This is a genomic window from Cupriavidus sp. DL-D2, from assembly GCF_039710735.1.
In the GTDB taxonomy this organism is placed as follows: Bacteria; Pseudomonadota; Gammaproteobacteria; order Burkholderiales; family Burkholderiaceae; genus Cupriavidus.
This window is the reverse complement of the sequence record NZ_JBDKXK010000002.1, coordinates 100,220-117,923: the sequence shown is the minus strand read 5'-3', so window position 1 is coordinate 117,923 and position 17,704 is coordinate 100,220. Positions and strand designations below refer to the sequence as shown.

The following is a 17,704-nucleotide window of genomic DNA, read 5'->3' as shown; positions in this document are numbered from 1 at the left end:
GTTGTTGCGATCGTTGCGGGCGGCGCCATGCGGATCGACGATTTCCTCGTGGCACCCGCCGAAGCCGGCATCCTGCCCAAGAACAGCGACGAGCAGTACGAACTCTCGTTCTGGGATTCGATCAAGAACAGCAACTACGCCGGCGACTACGAGGCTTACCTGAAGCAGTATCCGAACGGCAAGTTCGCGGCGCTGGCCAAGTCCAGGCTCGACCGCATCCGCGCGGCAGGGCCATCGGCCGCGCCCAGCGCACCGGCCGCAAAGCCCGAGCCCAAGGCCGAGGCCAAGCCCGCTCCGGCACCCACACCGCCGCCCGCTGCGCGGTCCGCGCCACCTTCGGCGCCATCGCCATCCACACCGCCCGCCGCCAGCAATCAACCGCGTTCGCGCGCGGGCGGCGCGATCTCGCAAGGCACGGTCACGATGGCGAACGAAGGCAAGGAGACTCCACCACCTGCTGCAACCAAACCCGGCGAAGCACGCGGTGGCGAGAGTCGCGACTGTCCGCAGTGCCCGGTCATGGTGACCATCCGGCCCGGCTCGTTCACGATGGGCAGCAGCACCAGTGACCCCGCCGAGCGCCCGCCGCATCACGTAGTGGTGAACAAGCCATTCGCCATCGGCAAGTTCGAAGTCACGATCGAACAATGGAACGCGTGTGCCGATGCGAACGTGTGCCCGCGCATCGCCACCAACAATGCCGATATGAAGAACGCACCCGTGCGCGACATCAGTTGGGATGACGCGCAGCAATACGTAGGATGGCTATCGAAGACCACGGGCAAGCCCTACCGTCTGCCGACCGAAGCCGAATGGGAATACGCGGCGCGTGGCGGCACCAGTTCCGCATTCTGGTGGGGCGACAAGATGAGCAAGGGCAACGCCAACTGCAAGGACTGCGGCGATCCGTGGAGCGATGCCGCGCCGGCCAACGTGGGATCGTTCACCGCCAATCCCTTCGGCCTGCACGATATGAATGGCAGCGTCTGGGAATGGGTGGCGGATTGCTGGCACAGCTCGTACAAGGGTGCCCCCGTCGATGGGCGCGCCTGGGAAGAGCCCGCGTGCACATCCCGCGTGATACGCGGCGGTTCATGGCGTGAAGGGGCCAGCTACATGGTTTCTTCCACACGCTTCAAATACAGCACGAGCGTGCGGCAATCGCAGAATGGCTTCCGCGTGGCGCGCGATGCAAATTGATGTCTGATGGATGCCGCGTGCGCTACTTCGCGCGCGTGGCGATCTGCACAAGATCCACGCTGACCTGATCGCGCCCATGCTTGCTCGCCATCTGCGCGAGCGGCTTCTCCAGTGCGCGCAGATATTCCTGGCGCGTCTCGAAATCGGGACGCCGCGACTTGAACAGCGGCTCGGGCGTGGTCAGCAACACCACCAGTTCCGTGCCGAACGGTTTCGATATCACCCAGTCGCCGCTATCACCAATCGTCGCGCTGTAGCTGGCCGGTGCCTGATGCCCTTGCACGCGTGCGCTTGGTACCAGATGCGCCACCTTGCCATCGGCCACGAAGTAATCCACATAGACGTAGCTTTCATGCGGCGGCGTTTTCAGGTCGAGCACCAGCGGTGTGCCTTCGGTCAACTGCGTGCCGCCGCGCGTATGGAGCAAGGCGACGCCCCCCTTCTCTCCCGCTTTGCGGTTGCCTGACCAGTACGGCGCGATCATGCGTACCACATCGCACTTGTCCGCTGTCAGCGGCTGCGCGTCGAGCTTCAGCGTCTTCACGCCGCCCAGCTTGCCGAGCTTGTCACGTAATCCGCCGATAGCCGACTCCGCCACATAGCCATCCACCTGCAGCACATTGCCCTTGATATCGGCATTGAGCAGCGCGCATGGCGTGGCAGCGAGCACGGCGGCCACGGCTTCTGGCTTGAGCGGCACCGCTGTCGGTGGCTTGGGCGCTTCCTGTTCGGCGATGGATGGTGCAGGCGGAGGTTGCGTAGCCGGCGTGGACGCCACCGGAGGCGCTGGTTGCCCACCGTCCTTGACATCGCCCCGCCACAGGTAATACCCAACGCCCGTGGCGATGGCAACACCCGCTATCGCCGCGCCCACGAGCAGCGGCACCACGGGGCTGGCCTTTTCCGGCTGTCCGCCGAGTCCCGCCAGAAAGCGCGTCACGGTTGGCGTGCGCGTAGCGCGATCGAGCGACAGCGCCTGGCGCAGCGCCTTCCATTGCGTACGCGACAACGTCTTGGGCTGCGCGGGTTTCACGTTGCGTGCGCGTGCCTCGGTGGCTGACACCCGGTCGTACGGATGCTTGCCCGTCAGCAGTTCATAGCTGACGCAGGCCAGCGCGTAGATATCGTCGCGTGGATCGGGCTCGCGATGCTCGAACATCTCGGGGCTGGCGTACGCCGGAGTCATGCCGCCGAGTGAACCCGGATCGAAGACGGTCTGGTCGGCATCGTCAGCAGGCTGCTGGAAGCCGCGCGCAATGCCGAAGTCGATCACCTTCACTTCACCGCGATCCGTGAGAAACACATTGGCCGGTTTGAAATCGCAATGCACGAAGCCGCGTTCGTGCGCATAGGCCAACGCACTGCCCATGCCCACGATGATCGGCATCGCCTTGATATAGGGCAGCCCCGTGAACTCGGGCGCGCGCAACACACGATTGAGAGACTTGCCCTGCAGATACTCCATGGTAAGGAAAACAGTCGGACCATCGCGATCGAAGTCGTAGACGGTGACGATGTTCCGGTGCGCCAGTTGCTGCGCCTTGCGCGCTTCACGCTGCAACGCAATCAGCGATTTGGGATGCCCGCTGAACTGCAGGTTCAGCACCTTGATCGCAATGTAGGGCTTGCGATCCGACGCTTCGAGCTTGCGCAGGTCCAGCGCCTTGTAGACCGTGCCCATGCCGCCCACGCCCAGGCACTCTTCCAATACGAAGCGACCATTGAGCGTGTCGCCCACACCCTTGGTGGGACCCGATGGAATCTGGCCGCCGGTGAAGTGGCCGCTTTGACTTCCCGTATTGCTGCCCGTCTGATAGGGATGTCCCGTGGCCGGCGCGCTGCGATCCGCATGATCCGGTTCGATGCGTGTCTCTTCGCCTGCACTGCCAGCATGCATGTCCTGGACACGGTCGACGGGATCGAACTGCGTGGCCACATGGGAGTCGATGCGGTGCATCACTTCGGCATAGACCGCCGGAGGCAGGGGAAAGCGCGTGTGCTCCTCAGTGAGCACGCGGGCAAACTGGGTGGAGTCGGTTTGATCGTCCTTGAGGGCCAGATCTACCGATGCAAGGAAGTCGTCGCGCGAGAGGCTGCCGCGCTGAAAGTTCCTGATGAGTTCGGTCAGGCTGGGCATCCGATGCATCCCGACGAGTGGTTGCCGACTGGGTTGCTGACTACTTGCCGACTATATTGCGGCCTCGCGCATGCCGCGAATCCGTCGCATCACGGCACAGGGCCTTCGATGGATACTAGTGCGCACTCCGGCCATTCGCAATGCCGCACTGATGCGCGGCGCCCACAGCCGTCGCTGGCGCGCCAACACCCAACACCTTTCTGTTGGCGCGCGGCCATCACACTCCCCCTCCCCGCCCCGCTCGCACAGTGATGCCAGCGCGTGTGCATCGCCCGCAAAGCCTTGTGCCACAACGCTTTCGAAAATTTATTCGCGCAGGTGGCACGCGCTGGCACGCTCCCTGCGATATCTGGTCCGAGCGCGACACCAACCCGATGCTCATCACACCGAAGCCTCACCTACCTGTTTCTGGAGACCATCATGACCAAGCTGACCATCAAGGACCTGTCCTCGACCGAAACCCTCGACGCCCGCGCACTGCATGCCGTACGCGGTGGCTTTGCCTTCGCCCCCATCACCACTGTCTACAGCCCGTTCAAGCTGTCCTTCGACAAGGACGTGAAGATCAACCAGTCGAACCAGCAAATGCAGGACGTGACGAGCTACTTCGGCAACGGCTCGGCGTTCCAGGCCAACATGCACAACAACGTGACGACGAACCAGCACGCCGAGAACAACGTCTACGGCGCCGTCTGATCCGGCATCGCACGCACTCGCACCACACGCAATTCGCACACCACATCGCACCTGAGTATTTGGAGACTGCCATGAGCACCCTGACCATCCTCGACCTGTCCAGCACCGCCACCCTCGACACCACCGGCATGAAGTCCGTACGCGGCGGCCTCGGTTTCGCCCCGTGGACCAGCGTCTACGCCCCCGTGAAGCTGTCGTTCGACTCCAGCCTGAAGATCGACCAGCAGAACCAGCAGATGCAGAGCGTGAACAACGCCTTCGCCAACGGCTCGGCGTTCCAGGAACATATGCGCAACACGGTGGACACGAACCAGAACGCCACCAACAACGTCTGGCGCTAAGACATCGTCATCGACACGCACCGGCGCGCGGCAGCCCCGCGCGCCACCGCAACACGCACCTGAAGGAGTTCACCATGTCATCGATCATCGTCCGCGACCTTGCCGCCAGCAAGGAACTCGATCGCAAGTCGCTTACCGCCATCCGTGGCGGCAACAGCTGGCTCAGCCAGGCCGGCAACATGGGTCCGCTGGCCAACGTCAATATCAACATCAACCAGAACGTTCAGCAGTTGCAGCAGGTGAACGTCGCCGCGTTCAACAACAACAAGATCGTCGGCGTGGACCTGGGCAACATCGCGCTGAACGTGAAGCCCTCGCAATGGGGCGGCAACTGGGCTGCAGTCTGAGCCCGGCCAGCGTGCCGCAGTGGTGCCACGCATTGCGGGCACCACTGCGGCCACTGCACTTGCCTATACTGAATCGGGCCCGCGCCTGCCCTGGCGCCGCCCGACCGGCGCCGTTCCGGCCGGCCGAGGCAAGGTCCGCAAGCTGGAGAACGCCATGGCAGTCATCGTCATCAAGGATTTGTCGGAAAACATGGACCTCGACCGCGAGGCCATGACCGCCATCATCGGCGGCGCCCGATTGGCCGGCAGCTATCGCTGGCAATCGCATCGACGACCATCGCTGACGCGATTGATCCAGTATCCGCAGGGTTTTCCGGGCACGCCGCAGGATGCAGGGGAGGAACGGGAGACCGGGACGCCGCGCAAGTGAAGTGTGTGCGCGAAAGATCCCCGGCACGATAAAGAAACAAGCGAAAAAGCGAGGGATAAAAGAAAAGCCCGCCAAGCAATTGGCGGGCTTTGGTTGCGGACGGGCCCGGACCTCCTGGGTCTGCGTCACCGGCGATTCCGGTCATTCCTGTGCCAGGCATGTTTCCCATGGATTCCGCCCATGACGCGGACGCCCATCCGGACCACCCGGACAGTCGGAGGAAACGTGGCGATGGCATCAATGACCGCAATGCCCGAGCCGAGCGGCAAGCCAACCTTGCCAAAGGCAGGATCATCGGGACGTGAATCCGTCCGCCCCATTGCGGGCGTGGCCCGCGCACTGGAGTATAGGCAGCGGTCTCCGACAATCAAGCGACGCGGGCTGCGCTTGAATCGCACAATTCACATGCCTGCTTACGTTTGATTACGATTGCGCACGTGTTTGACCGTTTCGCGGTGCAGCAAAAAAATAAGTGTTCTGCTATACTTCGCGCCGTGAGTTTCGCACTGTGAGTTCCGCACCACGCCCGGCATCATCAGCCCATGGCGTATCCGCTGCCCTCCCAATATCTGCTCCCTGCCTCTGTCATCACACGAAGTTCAGACAGGTGCCTGGCCAGAACGCACCGCTCACCTGACGTCGCCTCGTCTCCGATCCTGATGAACAGCCTGTAGTCCATTGCGCTGTTTGCCTGCCAGGGATAATCGACCGGTTGAATATGAATCAGCCAGTTGCCCACCCTGCCTGCCGCCGTGTTGCCAGCTGAGTCTGTCGAACGGCCTACCGATTGGCGCCGAAGCCTTTTTTAAGACTTTGCACTTGCGCCCACCCTCGAGCATCACATTTGCCCCGGGGTGCCATGCATATTTAATACGTACGTACGACATGACCCAGCACGAAGATTTCCGTGCGGAGCAACCTTTTGCCTCCGCCACCGACGCATCCGCCACGCCCGCCGCTGCCGTGAGCCCGCTCGACAAGCTCGACGCCCTGCTCAACACCGACGCAGCCCCGATCGTAGCCGCCGATGTGCCGGAAAGCGGCTTCGCCAAACTCGGCCTCGACGCCGCCATCCTGCGCGCCCTGGCTGAAGCCAACTACAACGACCCGACGCCTGTTCAGGCACAGGCCATTCCCGCATTCCTGGCCGGCAAGGACCTGCTGGTTTCGAGCCAGACCGGCTCGGGCAAGACTGCCGCGTTCATGCTGCCCGCTATCCAGCGCATCAGCGAGAAGCCGCTCACGAATCGCCCGACCGAACCCGCCAAGCGCATGAAGGGCAAGCGTCCCCGTCCGTCGCCCGCGCAGCCGTCGCTGCTGGTGCTGACGCCGACACGCGAACTGGCCCTGCAGGTAACGGAAGCCGCCGCCAAGTACGGCCGCCATCTGCGCCGCATCGTGTGCGCCAGCATCCTGGGCGGCATGCCCTACCCGAAGCAGCTGGCCATGCTTTCGCGCATGCCGGACATCCTCGTGGCCACGCCGGGCCGCCTGCTCGACCATATCGAAGCCGGCCGCATCGACCTGTCCGCGCTGGACATGCTGGTGTTCGACGAAGCCGACCGCATGCTGGACATGGGTTTTGCCGATGACATCGACGCCATCGTGGCCGCCACGCCGGCTTCGCGCCAGACGCTGATGTTCTCGGCCACGCTGGACGCACGTATCGCACAACTGGCCTCGCGCCAGCTGAAGGATCCGCAACGCATCGAGATCGCTGCCGCACGCGCCGACCAGAGCCACATCGAACAGCGCCTGCACTTCACCGACGACATGTCGCACAAGGAACGCCTGCTCGACCATCTGCTGCGCGACGCATCGCTGAAGCAAGCCATCGTGTTCACGGCTACCAAGCGTGATGCCGATTCGCTGGCCGAGCGCCTGTCGGATACCGGTTTCTCGGCTGGTGCCCTGCACGGCGACATGACCCAGGGCGCGCGTAACCGCACGCTGACGGCCCTGCGCCGCGGCAACCTGCGCGTGCTCGTGGCCACCGACGTGGCCGCACGTGGTATCGACGTGCCCGACATCACCCACGTCGTGAACTTCGACCTGCCCAAGCAGGCAGAAGACTACGTGCACCGTATCGGCCGTACCGGTCGTGCCGGTCGCTCGGGTGTGGCGATCAACCTCGTGAACCACAACGACATGTTCCAGTGGAAGCGTATCGAGCGCTTCACGAACAACCGCGTGGACGCCTCCGTGATCGAAGGTCACGAACCGCGTCGCACGCCGAAGCCCCGTTCGAACTTCGGCGGCAAGCCGGGCGGCCGTGACGGCTACCGCGGCAATGGCGGTGGCAGCGGTGGCGGCTACCGTGGCAATGGCAACAGCAACGGCGGCGGCTATCGTGGCAACTCCGGCAGCGGCGAGCGTAGCTTCGGCGACCGCAAGTTCGGAGGCGAAAGCCGTGGCTTCGGCGACCGTGGCGGCGAGCAACGCAGCTTCGGCGGCGGCGAAAACCGTGGTTTCGGTGATCGCGGCGAACAACGCGGCTTCGGCGACCGTGGCAACACGGGCGGCTATCGCGGCCAGGGCCAAGGTCAAGGCCAGCAACGCGGCTTCGGTGGCGGTGAGCGCAGCTTCGGCGGCGAACGCAGCTTTGGTGGCGGCGAGCGCAACTTCAACCGCGATGGCGCCAATGCCAACCGCAGCTTCGGCAACCGCGAAGGCGGCCAGCGCGACGGCAACCGCGGCTTCGGCGGCGAACAGCGCAGCTTTGGCGACCGCAGCTTCGGCGACCGCAACAACGATCGCGGCGGCTTCGGCGGCCAACGCAACGGCAACAGCCGTTCGCGCTACGAGCGTTGATTCTCAGAAATGAGAAATGAAAAAGGCACCTTCGGGTGCCTTTTTTGTTGGTGCTCCTGCGTTTCACCTGCCCAGTGTTTTCTCCCCCAACCCCTCTCCCGCATAGCGGCAGAGGGGAGCAAGACAACGGAGAGATTTACTCAAACCCCACAACTCCGAAACCCCACAAACGACACATCGTCCTCCGGCAACAACGCTGTCCGCGCCCGCACATGCCGTGCGCGTGCCGGGCTCGCGAACGATACGCCGCGTACGGATTGATGCGTGCCGAAGCGGCCGATGATTTCGCCGTCGGTCGGCTCTGCGACAAACCCGATGTACGGTTCGTACGGCGTGGCCGTCCATTCGCGCAGCGCGCCCCACTGCAGGCCGCGGTTCTGCGTGGCCGCCAGTTCCCATTCCACTTCCTGCGGCAAGCGGCGACCTGCCCAGACACACCAGGCCTGCGCCTCGAACAGCGAGACATGGCGCACCGGCTCGTCGGGATTCAACGTGCGCTCGGTGCCGAAGCGCGATGCCACCCAACTACGGCTGACCGCATGGCGTCCCCAGTAGCGCGGTGCCGAGCGCTCCTGCGTCATCAACCATTGCCGGCCCGCAACCGACCAATAAGACGGATGCTCATAGCCGCGATCCTCGACGAACTCCAGGAACTGGGCGTTGGTCACCAGCGAGGCATCCATCTCGAAGGCCGGGACGTAAATTTTCTGCGGCGGCAATTCGTCGGGCCAGGCAAACCCATCGGCCTCGGCCCAGCCCTGCGTGAAATTGCCGCCCGGGAAATGCAGCGTGCCACCCGACGACTGCGATATCGACGGACCCACAGCGGCGGGCTCCACGGGCGCCATGCCCAGCGCCTGCAGCAGCGTCGCCACGGTCTCGCCCTGCGCGTCCTCATGGCAGAGTGCGCGACGGAACGGGTACAGCGTCGCGTCCTCGTCATCGGGCAACAGCGCGATACGGCGCAGCAGGCCGTCGAGCACCTGCGTGGCATATTGCTTCACGCGGCTCACATCGGGCAGCACGATTTCCCAGCGCTCGTCAGGGCCGATCCGGTCTGGATCGAACCATTCATCGGCGCCATCGAGCAACGACGGCTCGCTGGCTACCGGCAGGCGGATGCCGCCCTGCTCCAGATGACGCACGCCGCGCAGGCACCACCATTCGGCGTGCCAGGCGATATGACCCAGGGTCCACAGCGGCGGGTTGCAATCGTACTGGCGCGGCACATCCCAGCCCTTGCGGGTCTGGCCAAAGGCACCGAGCCACGCGAGCGTGCGATTGCGTGATTCCACCAGCGCCTGCGCCAACCCTTCACGCGGCAGGCGGCGCGCGTCAGGCCACTGCGCATTGCCGCCGGTGAAATGGAGATCGGGAAGCATGGAGAATCCGCTCATCGAAATATCCGTGTCAGAGAATGAAAAAAGGGCCGGCCGGCCCGGCTGCGCGCATTATGACATCGCGCGCGCACGGTTTCCGGCCGGCCCCGCTTCACCCTGCTGGCGGCGAGGCTTCCCGAACTCTCTATCCGCGCGCGTGGAACACCGCGAACCAGCCCTGGGGGTCGGTCCAGCTCACCGGATCGGTGAAGCCAGCCGCTTCAAGCAGGATCGCGAAATCCTCCACCCGATACTTGTGCGAATCCTCCGTGTGGATACGTTCCCCGGCCGCGAATTGGCGCTCGCCCTCCGGCCATCGCACCGTCACGGGCCGCACGCACTCCAGATGCATCTGGATGCGCGACGACTGCGTATCGAAGGTAGCGGCGTGCCGCCAGTCCTCCAGAGCAAAGTCGCTGCCGACGATGCGGTTCACGTTGCGCAATACGTTCCGGTTGAACGCGGCAGTCACGCCGAGCGCGTCGTCATAGGCCGCCTCCAGCGTGCTCGCATCCTTGAACAGATCCACACCAATCAGCACGCCGTCACCGGGACTGGCTGCCGCGCGCAGACGCTGCAGCAACGCCAATGCATCGATCGGGCTGAAATTGCCGATGCTGGACCCTGGATAAAAGAACAGCCGACGCCCCCGCCGCACATTCCTCGGCAGGTCCAGCGGCCCGCAGAGGTCCGCGCCCAGCCCCAACATCGGGATCTGCGGATGCTGTTGCTGCAGGCCCGACAGCGTGCCGCGCAGGAAATCGACGGATATATCGACAGCCACGTACTGCGCCGGCTGCAGGCTCGGGAACAACCGCGCCGCCTTCTCGCAGTTGCCAGCGCCGAGATCGATCAGTACGCAGCCACTGCCCGCCCGCGCCGCAATGGCCGGCGCCATATTGTTGAAGATCGATGCCTCGGTGCGCGTGGGGTAATACTCGGGCAGGTCGGTGATGGCCTCGAACAACCGCGAGCCCAACACATCGTAGAAGAACTTAGGGCTGATTCGGGCCTGGGCTTCAATCAAGCCGCGCAGGATCTCCGCACGCAACGCACCGCTATCCTCACGGTATTGCTGCACGAATTCCGGCTGGGGGGCGGCGCCTGCTCGAGCGTGGCCATTGCCAATGACGATGCCCGGTTCGGGCGCTAGCGTCGGCGTGGCGTGATTGTGGTGATTGGCTGAACCGTTGTTGTGGGAGTGGGAGCGGGAACTTGACTGGCTGGGGGGCTGACTGGGTGTCGTAACGGCCGGCATGACTTGTCCTTGTTGTCGATGGGCACTACGTGGCATCCCTCTAAGGCACCGCCTGTGCAAGGCACGGCGGTTGGCCGGGGATGCGCGCCTGTCCTGTCCGACGCACTTCTGCCTGGCCAATCCAAACAGGATAGGTGCATAAGCTTATACACCCACAATACGTTGCATCACTTTACAAGTCTGTCGGGCGATCTCCGTCAGACGCCACGACAGACAATGTCCGATTCTGAATACATACAAACCCCACCTCGGCAGTGCAACATTTTTCCTCGTAGTTCCCTTATAATCGCGTCCAACGTGCTCGGCGGAGTATCTGACGGGCACGCATCCCTTCCAGAAAGGGAAGTTAAAGGGGAGTAGCTTGGGGGCATCTTTGCCCTTAGCACAATCGTCATTCCGAGACGCGACCCGTCTCCGGTTGTGCTGACTCTGACGCGCATTCCGCGGCAGCCAGTCGAGCAAGACCTTTGCACACCTGGTTTCTATGGTTTGCAAAGGCAGCCCCCATCGGACTTCCTGCGCTCGCCCCAGATCCCGGATGTGAAATAAAAGACCTTGCTGGCCGCCTGGCCCGCAGCTGTTTCGCACATTGAGGAGCGTACATGGAGTGGTTCACTGATCTGTTCACGATGCAGTTCCTGACGGCACTGCTGTCTATTGTCGTCATCGACCTGGTTCTTGCCGGCGACAACGCCATCGTGATCGCCCTGGCGGCGCGTAACCTGCCGCCCCACCTGCAGAAGAAAGCCATTGTCTGGGGCACCGTCGGTGCCGTGGTCGTCCGTTCGGCGATGACCATCGGCGTGGTCTGGCTGCTCAAGATCCCCGGCCTGCTCCTGGTCGGTGGCCTGGCGCTGGTCTGGATTGCCTACAAGCTGCTGGCCGCCGAGGAAGATGGCGACGAGCATGGCGCGGGCGCTGCCACGCTGGTTGGTGCGATGAAAACCATCATCATCGCCGACGCCGTGATGGGCGTGGACAACGTGCTGGCCGTGGCCGGCGCTGCCCATGGCAGCTTCCTGCTGGTAGTGCTGGGCCTGTTGATCAGCATTCCGATCGTGGTCTGGGGTTCGAGCCTGGTGCTCAAGCTGATGTCGCGCTATCCGTCGATCATCTACATCGGCGCCGGCGTGCTGGCCTTCACGGCCGTGAAGATGATCCTGGGCGAACCGATCACGAAGGCGTTCTTCGAGTCGCAGCCCGTGATCAAGTGGGGCCTGTACGTGGTTCTTGTGGGTGGCGTGCTTGGCGCCGGCTACCTGACGCAGAAGCGTCGCGGCTCGCGCGAGACCACCGAAAAGCCGGTGGAAAGCCACTGAACTGGCTGACCTGAGTTGAAGCTGGCCGCCTCCGGGCGGCCAGCTTCGTTAACGGTGCCGATAGGCTAAAATCCCCACCTTGCAGTTAAAACGCCGACATCACATTCCCTTCCCACGCGCCGATGAAACAGTACCTCGACTTCATGCGCCATGTGTTCGAGCATGGCACCGAAAAGTCCGACCGCACGGGCACCGGCACGCGCTCGGTGTTCGGCTACCAGATGCGCTTCGATCTAAGCGTTGGCTTTCCGGTGGTCACGACCAAGAAGCTGCACCTGAAGTCGATCATTCACGAGCTGCTGTGGTTCCTGCAGGGCTCCACCAACATCCAGTACCTCAAGGACAACGGCGTCACGATCTGGGACGAGTGGGCCGATGCCAACGGCAACCTCGGCCCGATCTACGGTTACCAGTGGCGCGCATGGCCCACGCCAGACGGCCGTCATATCGATCAGATCACCGAGGTCGTGCAGCAGATCAAGAACAACCCCGATTCGCGCCGCCTGATTGTGTCGGCGTGGAACGTGGGCGAGATTCCGCAGATGAAGCTGCCGCCCTGCCACGCGTTCTTCCAGTTCTACGTGGCAGACGGCAAGCTGAGCTGCCAGCTGTACCAGCGCAGCGCCGATATCTTCCTCGGCGTGCCGTTCAACATCGCCAGCTACGCGCTGCTGACGCACATGATTGCCCAGCAATGCGACCTCGATGTGGGCGACTTCGTCTGGACCGGCGGTGATTGCCATATCTACAGCAACCACTTCGAGCAGGTGCAGACGCAACTCTCGCGCGAGCCGTTGAAGCTGCCGACGCTGAACATCAAGCGCAAGCCCGACAGCATCTTCGACTACCGCTACGACGACTTCGAACTGGTCGGCTACGAATCGCACCCTGCAATCAAGGCGCCGGTGGCCGTATGACGTTGCTGACCCTGATCGTCGCGCGCGCGCGCAACGGCGTGATCGGCCGCGACAACACGCTGCCGTGGCGCCTGCCCGAAGACCTGCAGCACTTCAAGCGCACCACGTTGGGCGCACCCATCATCATGGGCCGCAAGACTTGGGATTCGATCGGCCGCCCGCTGCCGGGCCGCCGCAATATCGTGGTCAGCCGCAACCGAGACCTGAAGCTCGAAGGTGCCGAGGTGGTGGGTTCGCTCGAAGATGCCCAGCGGCTTTGCGTGGGCGTGGAGCAGGTATTCCTGATCGGCGGCGCACAGCTTTACGCCGAGGCGCTACCGTCAGCGGACCGCCTGATCGTCACCGAGATCGATGCCGACGTGGAAGGGGATGCGCACTTCCCGGCAGTGGATCGTTCGACATGGCTGGAAACAGCGCGCGAGACGCACCATTCGGAGGCGAATGGTTTTGAGTATGCGTTCGTGGTGTATGAGAGGCCGGCTTCGGGGGAGGAGTAAGTCTCCCCGCTTGGGCTATGCGCCCCTCTCCCGCCTTGCGGGAGAGGGGCGCAACCATCAGGGGGCGAAAGCGCTACGCCTCAATTGCCCCCGGCAATCGTCATCTGTTCGATCAGAATCGACCCAGTTTCCTTGGTCCCGCGCACCAGCGCGTCGGAACCGATACCGACGATCTGCTTGAACATCTCGACCATGTTTCCGGCAATCGTGATTTCTTCCACCGGATACTGGATCACGCCGTTCTCGACCCAGTAGCCCGACGCGCCGCGCGAATAATCGCCGGTGACATAGTTCACGCCCTGCCCCATCAGTTCGGTCACCAGCAGACCAGTGCCCATCTTGCGCAGCATGCCCGCGAAGTCATCGGCGGGCTGGGTCAGCGAGCTGGTCAGCGTCAGGTTGTGCGAGCCGCCAGCGTTGCCGGTGGTCTTCATGCCCAGCTTGCGCGCCGAATAGGTCGACAGGAAATAGCCTTCCACCACGCCGTCGCGCACCACATCGCGCTCATGTACACGCACGCCCTCCTCGTCGAACGGTGCACTGCCCATCGCGCCCGGCAGATGCGGATTCTCGTGGATCTGGATATGCGAGCCAAAGACTTGCTTGCCAAGCGAATCGTGCAGGAACGTGGACTTGCGATACAGCGCGCCGCCCGATACCGCCTGGACGAAAGCGCCCAGCAGGCCAGCGGCCAGCGGCGCCTCGAACAGCACCGGACACTTGCGCGTGGACAGCTTGCGCGCGTTCAGGCGGGCCAGCGCGCGCTCGGCGGCATAGCGGCCAATGGCTTCCGGCTCGGCAAGCGCCTCGGGGGCACGCTTCGACGAGTACCAGTCGTCACGCTGCATGCCACCGCCAGAGCCGGCGATCGGCGCGGCCGACACAAAATGGCGCGAATAAGGGTAGCCGCCCACGAAACCACGTGACGTGGCCAGCACGAATTGGGAATGCTGGGCCGATACGCTCGCGCCATCGCTATTCTTGATCTTCGGGGATACGGCAAACGAAGCGGCCTCGGCACGTCGCGCGATGTCGATGGCGCCAGCGGCATCGATGCTCCACGGATGGAAGAGGTCGAGATCCTTGGGATCGCGTTCGAGCAGATCCTCTTCGGCCAGGCCCGCGCAGTCATCCTCGGCCGTGAACCGGGCGATGTTGTAGGCAGCCTCGGCCGTGGCGCGCAGCGCAGCCGGCGAGAAATCGGAGGTGCTGGCATTGCCGCGACGCTGGCCGATCATGACGGTCACGCCCACGACCTTGTCGCGGTTCTGCTCGATGGTTTCCACCTGCCCCTTGCGTACCGTGACCGACAGGCCGCTGCCTTCGGAAATCTCGGTGGCGGCGTCGCTCGCACCCAGTTCGCGTGCCACGCGCAGCACATCGGCCGCCATGGCCTTGAGCTCGTCCTGGGTATAGGTGAAATACGCGGTCTGTTCGGCGGTCTGGCTCATATGGGCGGGCGTGATCAAAAGTGCAAACGGGAATCATAGCAAGATAAAATGCCGCCCATGACGCGAAATACCCGTAACAACTCCAACGGCCGTTTCCCGGGCGCCTTTGCCCCGGAGGAAGACGACGACCAGCCCATCAGCAAATCCCAGCGCAAGCGGGATTCGACGGCGCTCCAGAAGCTGGGCGCCGAGCTGGAGGCGCTGCCCAAGGACCGCCTGCTGCGCGTGCCACTGCCCGAAGCCGTGGCCGACGCGATCTTCGCCGCCCGCAAGATCACAAATCACGAAGGCAAGCGCCGCCAGATGCAGTTCGTCGGCAAGGTCATGCGCAACCTCGATGAAGAGGAAGTGGCCGCGATCCAGTCCGCGCTGGAAGGCTTCAAGGGCACCAGCAAGGCCGAAACCGCCAAGCTGCACCTGATCGAGCGCTGGCGCGACCTGCTGCTGGCCGATGACGCCAACCTGACCAAGTTCCTGGGCGAGCACCCCAGCGTGGACGTCCAGGCGGTACGCAACATCATCCGCAACGCCCGCAAGGAAAAGGAATCCGGCAAGCCGCCCAAGTACTACCGCGAGCTGTTCCAGGCCATCAAGACGGCGCTGGACATCAAGGCAGGTGCAGCCGAGGAAGGCGAGCCCACCGAACCCGGGGAATCCGACGAATGAACGCAACCGCCACGTCGCCAGTCGCGCGCAGCCATCCCGACGAAATCGTGATCGGTCTGGTATCGATCTCCGATCGCGCCTCGGCCGGCACCTATCAGGACGAAGGCATTCCGGCCCTGCGCGACTGGCTTGGCAAGGCGCTGACGTCGCCGTGGCAGGTCGTGGAGCGACTGATTCCCGATGAGCAGGCGCTCATTTCGAAGACGCTGATCGAACTGGTGGATGTGGTGGGCTGCGATCTGGTGCTGACCACTGGCGGCACCGGGCCGTCGCGACGCGATGTGACGCCCGAGGCGACTCTGGCTGTAGGCACGAAGGAAATGCCGGGATTTGGGGAGCAGATGCGCCAGGTCAGCCTGAAGTTCGTGCCGACGGCAATCCTGTCACGCCAGGTGGCGGTCATCCGCGAAACGCCGAGCCGCGCTGCGTTGATCGTCAACCTGCCCGGGCAGCCGAAAGCCATCCGCGAAACACTGGAAGGACTGCGCGACGCCGACGGCAAACCCGTGGTGCAAGGGGTGTTCGCGGCGATTCCGTACTGCATCGACCTGATTGGCGGCCCGTATATGGAAACCGATGAGGGCGTGGTAAAGGCGTTTCGGCCGAAGAGTGCGGTGCGGGTTAAGCCCGCAGCGGTTTAGGGCTCCCCTCTCCCGCAAAGCAAGAGTGAGGGAGCAAACCGGCGGGGAGCGAGCCGTTACTTCAGCCCCAGATACAACCCGATCGGCACGAACACCACCGCCGCAATATTCCCGAGCAACACGATCGACGCCACCTGGTCCGGCTCCTGTCGGAAGTGGTCGGCAACCAGGAAGTTCAGCACCGCGGGCGGCAGCGCGGCAAAGACGAACAGCAGCCCGCGCTGCAAATCGGTCATTGGCACCCACCACACCAACAGCAGCGCCACGGCAATGCCGGCCAGCGGACACACCGCCGCACCGAGCAGGCCCATGCCCCAGTTGCGCAGGCTCACGTCCTTCATGCGCACACCCAGCGCAAACAGCATCAGCGGCACCGTGGAGTCACCCAGCAGTTTGATCGATTCGTAAACGGGATCGGGTAGCGAAAAATACGGTCGCGCCAGCGACAGTGCCACGCCAGCCACGGTGGCCAGCACCATTGGATTACGCGCGATCTGCGTGAGCGAGGCGTGACGGTTGACGATTTTCAGCCCGATCGTGAAATGCATCAGGTTGGACGCCGCGAACAGTGCCACGGCAGGCGCCAGACCCACCGGTCCGAACGCAAAGACGGAGAGCGGCAACCCCATGTTGCCGCTGTTGTTGAACATCATCGGCGGCACGAAAGTGCGGGGATCGGCCTTCAGCACCTTGGCTACCACGTAGGCCAGGATGCCCGATCCGATCACCACGGCCACCGCGCAGGCCAGCAACACCAACTGGTCCGCCAGCACGAAATCCTTGCTGATGAACGCCGACACGACGAGCAGCGGTGCGATCACATCGAGCATGGCCCGGTTGATACCGGTCATGTCCGGATGGGCACGACGCCCGTAGATCCAGCCAATCAGGATGATCAGGATGACTGGCGTGATGATCGAGACGATGCGCGTGAACATGGGGGCGGGGAAAAAAGCTATCGGGACGGCGTAGCCGCCCCGTCAGGGCCAGCCCGCCAACTTCTCATGCGGGCGCGGGACTCAGGCGGCAGGCGCATCCGGAGCCGGTGCTTCGGGAGCCGGCAGCGACGCGGCCGCCTCGGCCGGCGTCTTGATGAAATGCTGGCGGTAGTAGCGCAGTTCTTCCACCGACTCCAGGATATCCGCCAGCGCCGTGTGCAACTGGCGCTTGTGGAAACCCTTGTGGATGGCCGGCTCCCAGCGCTTGCACAGTTCCTTGAGCGTCGAGACGTCGAGATTGCGATAGTGGAAGAACGCCTCGAGCTTCGGCATGTAACGCGCCATGAAGCGACGATCCTGACAGATGGAATTGCCACACATCGGCGACTTGCTGGCCGGCACCCAGCGCTTCAGAAACGCGATCAGTTCCGCCTCGGCCTGCGCCTCGGTCAGCGTGGACGCCTTGACCTTGTCGATCAGGCCCGAACGGCCGTGCGTGCCCTTGTTCCAGTTGTCCATGCCATCGAGCACAGCATCGGACTGGTGGATCACCAGCACCGGACCTTCGGCCAGGATATTCAGTTCGGAGTCAGTGACCACTACCGCCACTTCGATAATCCTGTCGGTGTCCGGCTGCAGGCCGGTCATCTCCATGTCCAGCCAGACGAGGTTGTTTTCACTTTTCACGGAGGATGCGGCGGGGCTTGTCATCTTGCGGTACGGCTCGATATGGGAT

The 17,704-nt window shown here is 63.6% G+C and carries 17 protein-coding genes; 11 read left to right on the top strand and 6 right to left on the bottom strand.

Annotated elements, in window-relative coordinates:
• Positions 1 to 27 precede the first annotated feature (27 nt).
• Entirely contained in the window at positions 28 to 1,200 is a 1,173-nt protein-coding gene (locus ABDB81_RS01590; RefSeq protein WP_346809674.1) for a formylglycine-generating enzyme family protein, read from the top strand.
• Positions 1,201 to 1,222: 22 nt separating this feature from the next.
• On the opposite strand, the gene ABDB81_RS01585 is transcribed toward ABDB81_RS01590, so the two are convergent.
• Positions 1,223 to 3,337 (bottom strand): serine/threonine protein kinase, encoded by a 2,115-nt coding sequence (locus ABDB81_RS01585; protein WP_137923198.1) that lies wholly within the window; start codon positions 3,335 to 3,337, stop codon positions 1,223 to 1,225.
• A gap of 420 nt (positions 3,338 to 3,757) precedes the next feature.
• Here ABDB81_RS01585 and ABDB81_RS01580 point away from each other — a divergent pair, with 420 nt between their 5' ends.
• The 5 genes from ABDB81_RS01580 to ABDB81_RS01560 all read left to right on the top strand — a co-directional run bounded on the left by ABDB81_RS01580 (position 3,758) and on the right by ABDB81_RS01560 (position 7,902).
• Positions 3,758 to 4,033, top strand: coding sequence for a hypothetical protein (locus tag ABDB81_RS01580; protein WP_137923199.1), 276 nt, complete (start codon positions 3,758 to 3,760; stop codon positions 4,031 to 4,033).
• A gap of 71 nt (positions 4,034 to 4,104) precedes the next feature.
• Positions 4,105 to 4,374, top strand: a complete 270-nt coding sequence (locus tag ABDB81_RS01575; RefSeq protein WP_137923200.1) for a hypothetical protein — start codon at positions 4,105 to 4,107, stop codon at positions 4,372 to 4,374.
• A 74-nt stretch (positions 4,375 to 4,448) separates the two neighbouring features.
• Entirely contained in the window at positions 4,449 to 4,721 is a 273-nt protein-coding gene (locus tag ABDB81_RS01570; RefSeq protein WP_137923201.1) for a hypothetical protein, read from the top strand.
• Positions 4,722 to 4,875: 154 nt separating this feature from the next.
• Positions 4,876 to 5,091 carry a hypothetical protein gene (locus ABDB81_RS01565; RefSeq protein WP_137923202.1) on the top strand — a complete coding sequence of 72 codons (216 nt, stop codon included), beginning with the start codon at positions 4,876 to 4,878 and terminating at the stop codon, positions 5,089 to 5,091.
• Between the two features lie 885 nt (positions 5,092 to 5,976).
• The gene (locus ABDB81_RS01560) at positions 5,977 to 7,902 is read left to right on the top strand and encodes a DEAD/DEAH box helicase (protein ID WP_346809486.1); all 1,926 of its coding nucleotides are present in this window, start codon (positions 5,977 to 5,979) and stop codon (positions 7,900 to 7,902) included.
• 140 nt (positions 7,903 to 8,042) lie between these two features.
• Here the strand turns inward: ABDB81_RS01560 and ABDB81_RS01555 are convergent, their stop codons facing one another.
• Both ABDB81_RS01555 and egtD read right to left on the bottom strand, forming a co-directional pair.
• Positions 8,043 to 9,299 (bottom strand): SUMF1/EgtB/PvdO family nonheme iron enzyme, encoded by a 1,257-nt coding sequence (locus ABDB81_RS01555; RefSeq protein ID WP_137923205.1) that lies wholly within the window; start codon positions 9,297 to 9,299, stop codon positions 8,043 to 8,045.
• A 127-nt stretch (positions 9,300 to 9,426) separates the two neighbouring features.
• Positions 9,427 to 10,539 carry an L-histidine N(alpha)-methyltransferase gene (gene egtD, locus ABDB81_RS01550; RefSeq protein WP_137923206.1) on the bottom strand — a complete coding sequence of 371 codons (1,113 nt, stop codon included), beginning with the start codon at positions 10,537 to 10,539 and terminating at the stop codon, positions 9,427 to 9,429.
• 602 nt (positions 10,540 to 11,141) lie between these two features.
• On the opposite strand from egtD, the gene ABDB81_RS01545 reads away from it, so the two are divergent.
• The 3 genes from ABDB81_RS01545 to ABDB81_RS01535 all read left to right on the top strand — a co-directional run bounded on the left by ABDB81_RS01545 (position 11,142) and on the right by ABDB81_RS01535 (position 13,272).
• Entirely contained in the window at positions 11,142 to 11,858 is a 717-nt protein-coding gene (locus tag ABDB81_RS01545) for a TerC family protein (RefSeq protein ID WP_137923207.1), read from the top strand.
• Between the two features lie 122 nt (positions 11,859 to 11,980).
• Entirely contained in the window at positions 11,981 to 12,775 is a 795-nt protein-coding gene (locus ABDB81_RS01540; RefSeq protein WP_346809483.1) for a thymidylate synthase, read from the top strand.
• Positions 12,772 to 13,272 carry a dihydrofolate reductase gene (locus ABDB81_RS01535; RefSeq protein WP_346809481.1) on the top strand — a complete coding sequence of 167 codons (501 nt, stop codon included), beginning with the start codon at positions 12,772 to 12,774 and terminating at the stop codon, positions 13,270 to 13,272. Before ABDB81_RS01540 ends, ABDB81_RS01535 begins: the two co-directional genes overlap by 4 nt.
• Before the next feature lie 80 nt (positions 13,273 to 13,352).
• Here the strand turns inward: ABDB81_RS01535 and pmbA are convergent, their stop codons facing one another.
• A complete protein-coding gene (gene pmbA / locus ABDB81_RS01530; protein ID WP_137923217.1) occupies positions 13,353 to 14,723 on the bottom strand; it encodes a metalloprotease PmbA in 1,371 nt (456 codons plus the stop codon).
• Between the two features lie 48 nt (positions 14,724 to 14,771).
• Between pmbA and yjgA the strand changes: the two genes are divergently transcribed.
• Both yjgA and mog read left to right on the top strand, forming a co-directional pair.
• Positions 14,772 to 15,389 carry a ribosome biogenesis factor YjgA gene (yjgA, locus tag ABDB81_RS01525; protein ID WP_137923218.1) on the top strand — a complete coding sequence of 206 codons (618 nt, stop codon included), beginning with the start codon at positions 14,772 to 14,774 and terminating at the stop codon, positions 15,387 to 15,389.
• Positions 15,386 to 16,030 (top strand): molybdopterin adenylyltransferase, encoded by a 645-nt coding sequence (gene mog / locus ABDB81_RS01520; protein ID WP_137923219.1) that lies wholly within the window; start codon positions 15,386 to 15,388, stop codon positions 16,028 to 16,030. Before yjgA ends, mog begins: the two co-directional genes overlap by 4 nt.
• Positions 16,031 to 16,086: 56 nt before the next feature.
• On the opposite strand, the gene ABDB81_RS01515 is transcribed toward mog, so the two are convergent.
• Both ABDB81_RS01515 and orn read right to left on the bottom strand, forming a co-directional pair.
• Complete coding sequence (locus ABDB81_RS01515; protein WP_160472782.1) at positions 16,087 to 16,968, bottom strand: AEC family transporter; 882 nt, start codon at positions 16,966 to 16,968, stop codon at positions 16,087 to 16,089.
• Positions 16,969 to 17,049: 81 nt separating this feature from the next.
• Entirely contained in the window at positions 17,050 to 17,679 is a 630-nt protein-coding gene (orn, locus tag ABDB81_RS01510; RefSeq protein ID WP_137923221.1) for an oligoribonuclease, read from the bottom strand.
• Positions 17,680 to 17,704 lie beyond the last annotated feature (25 nt).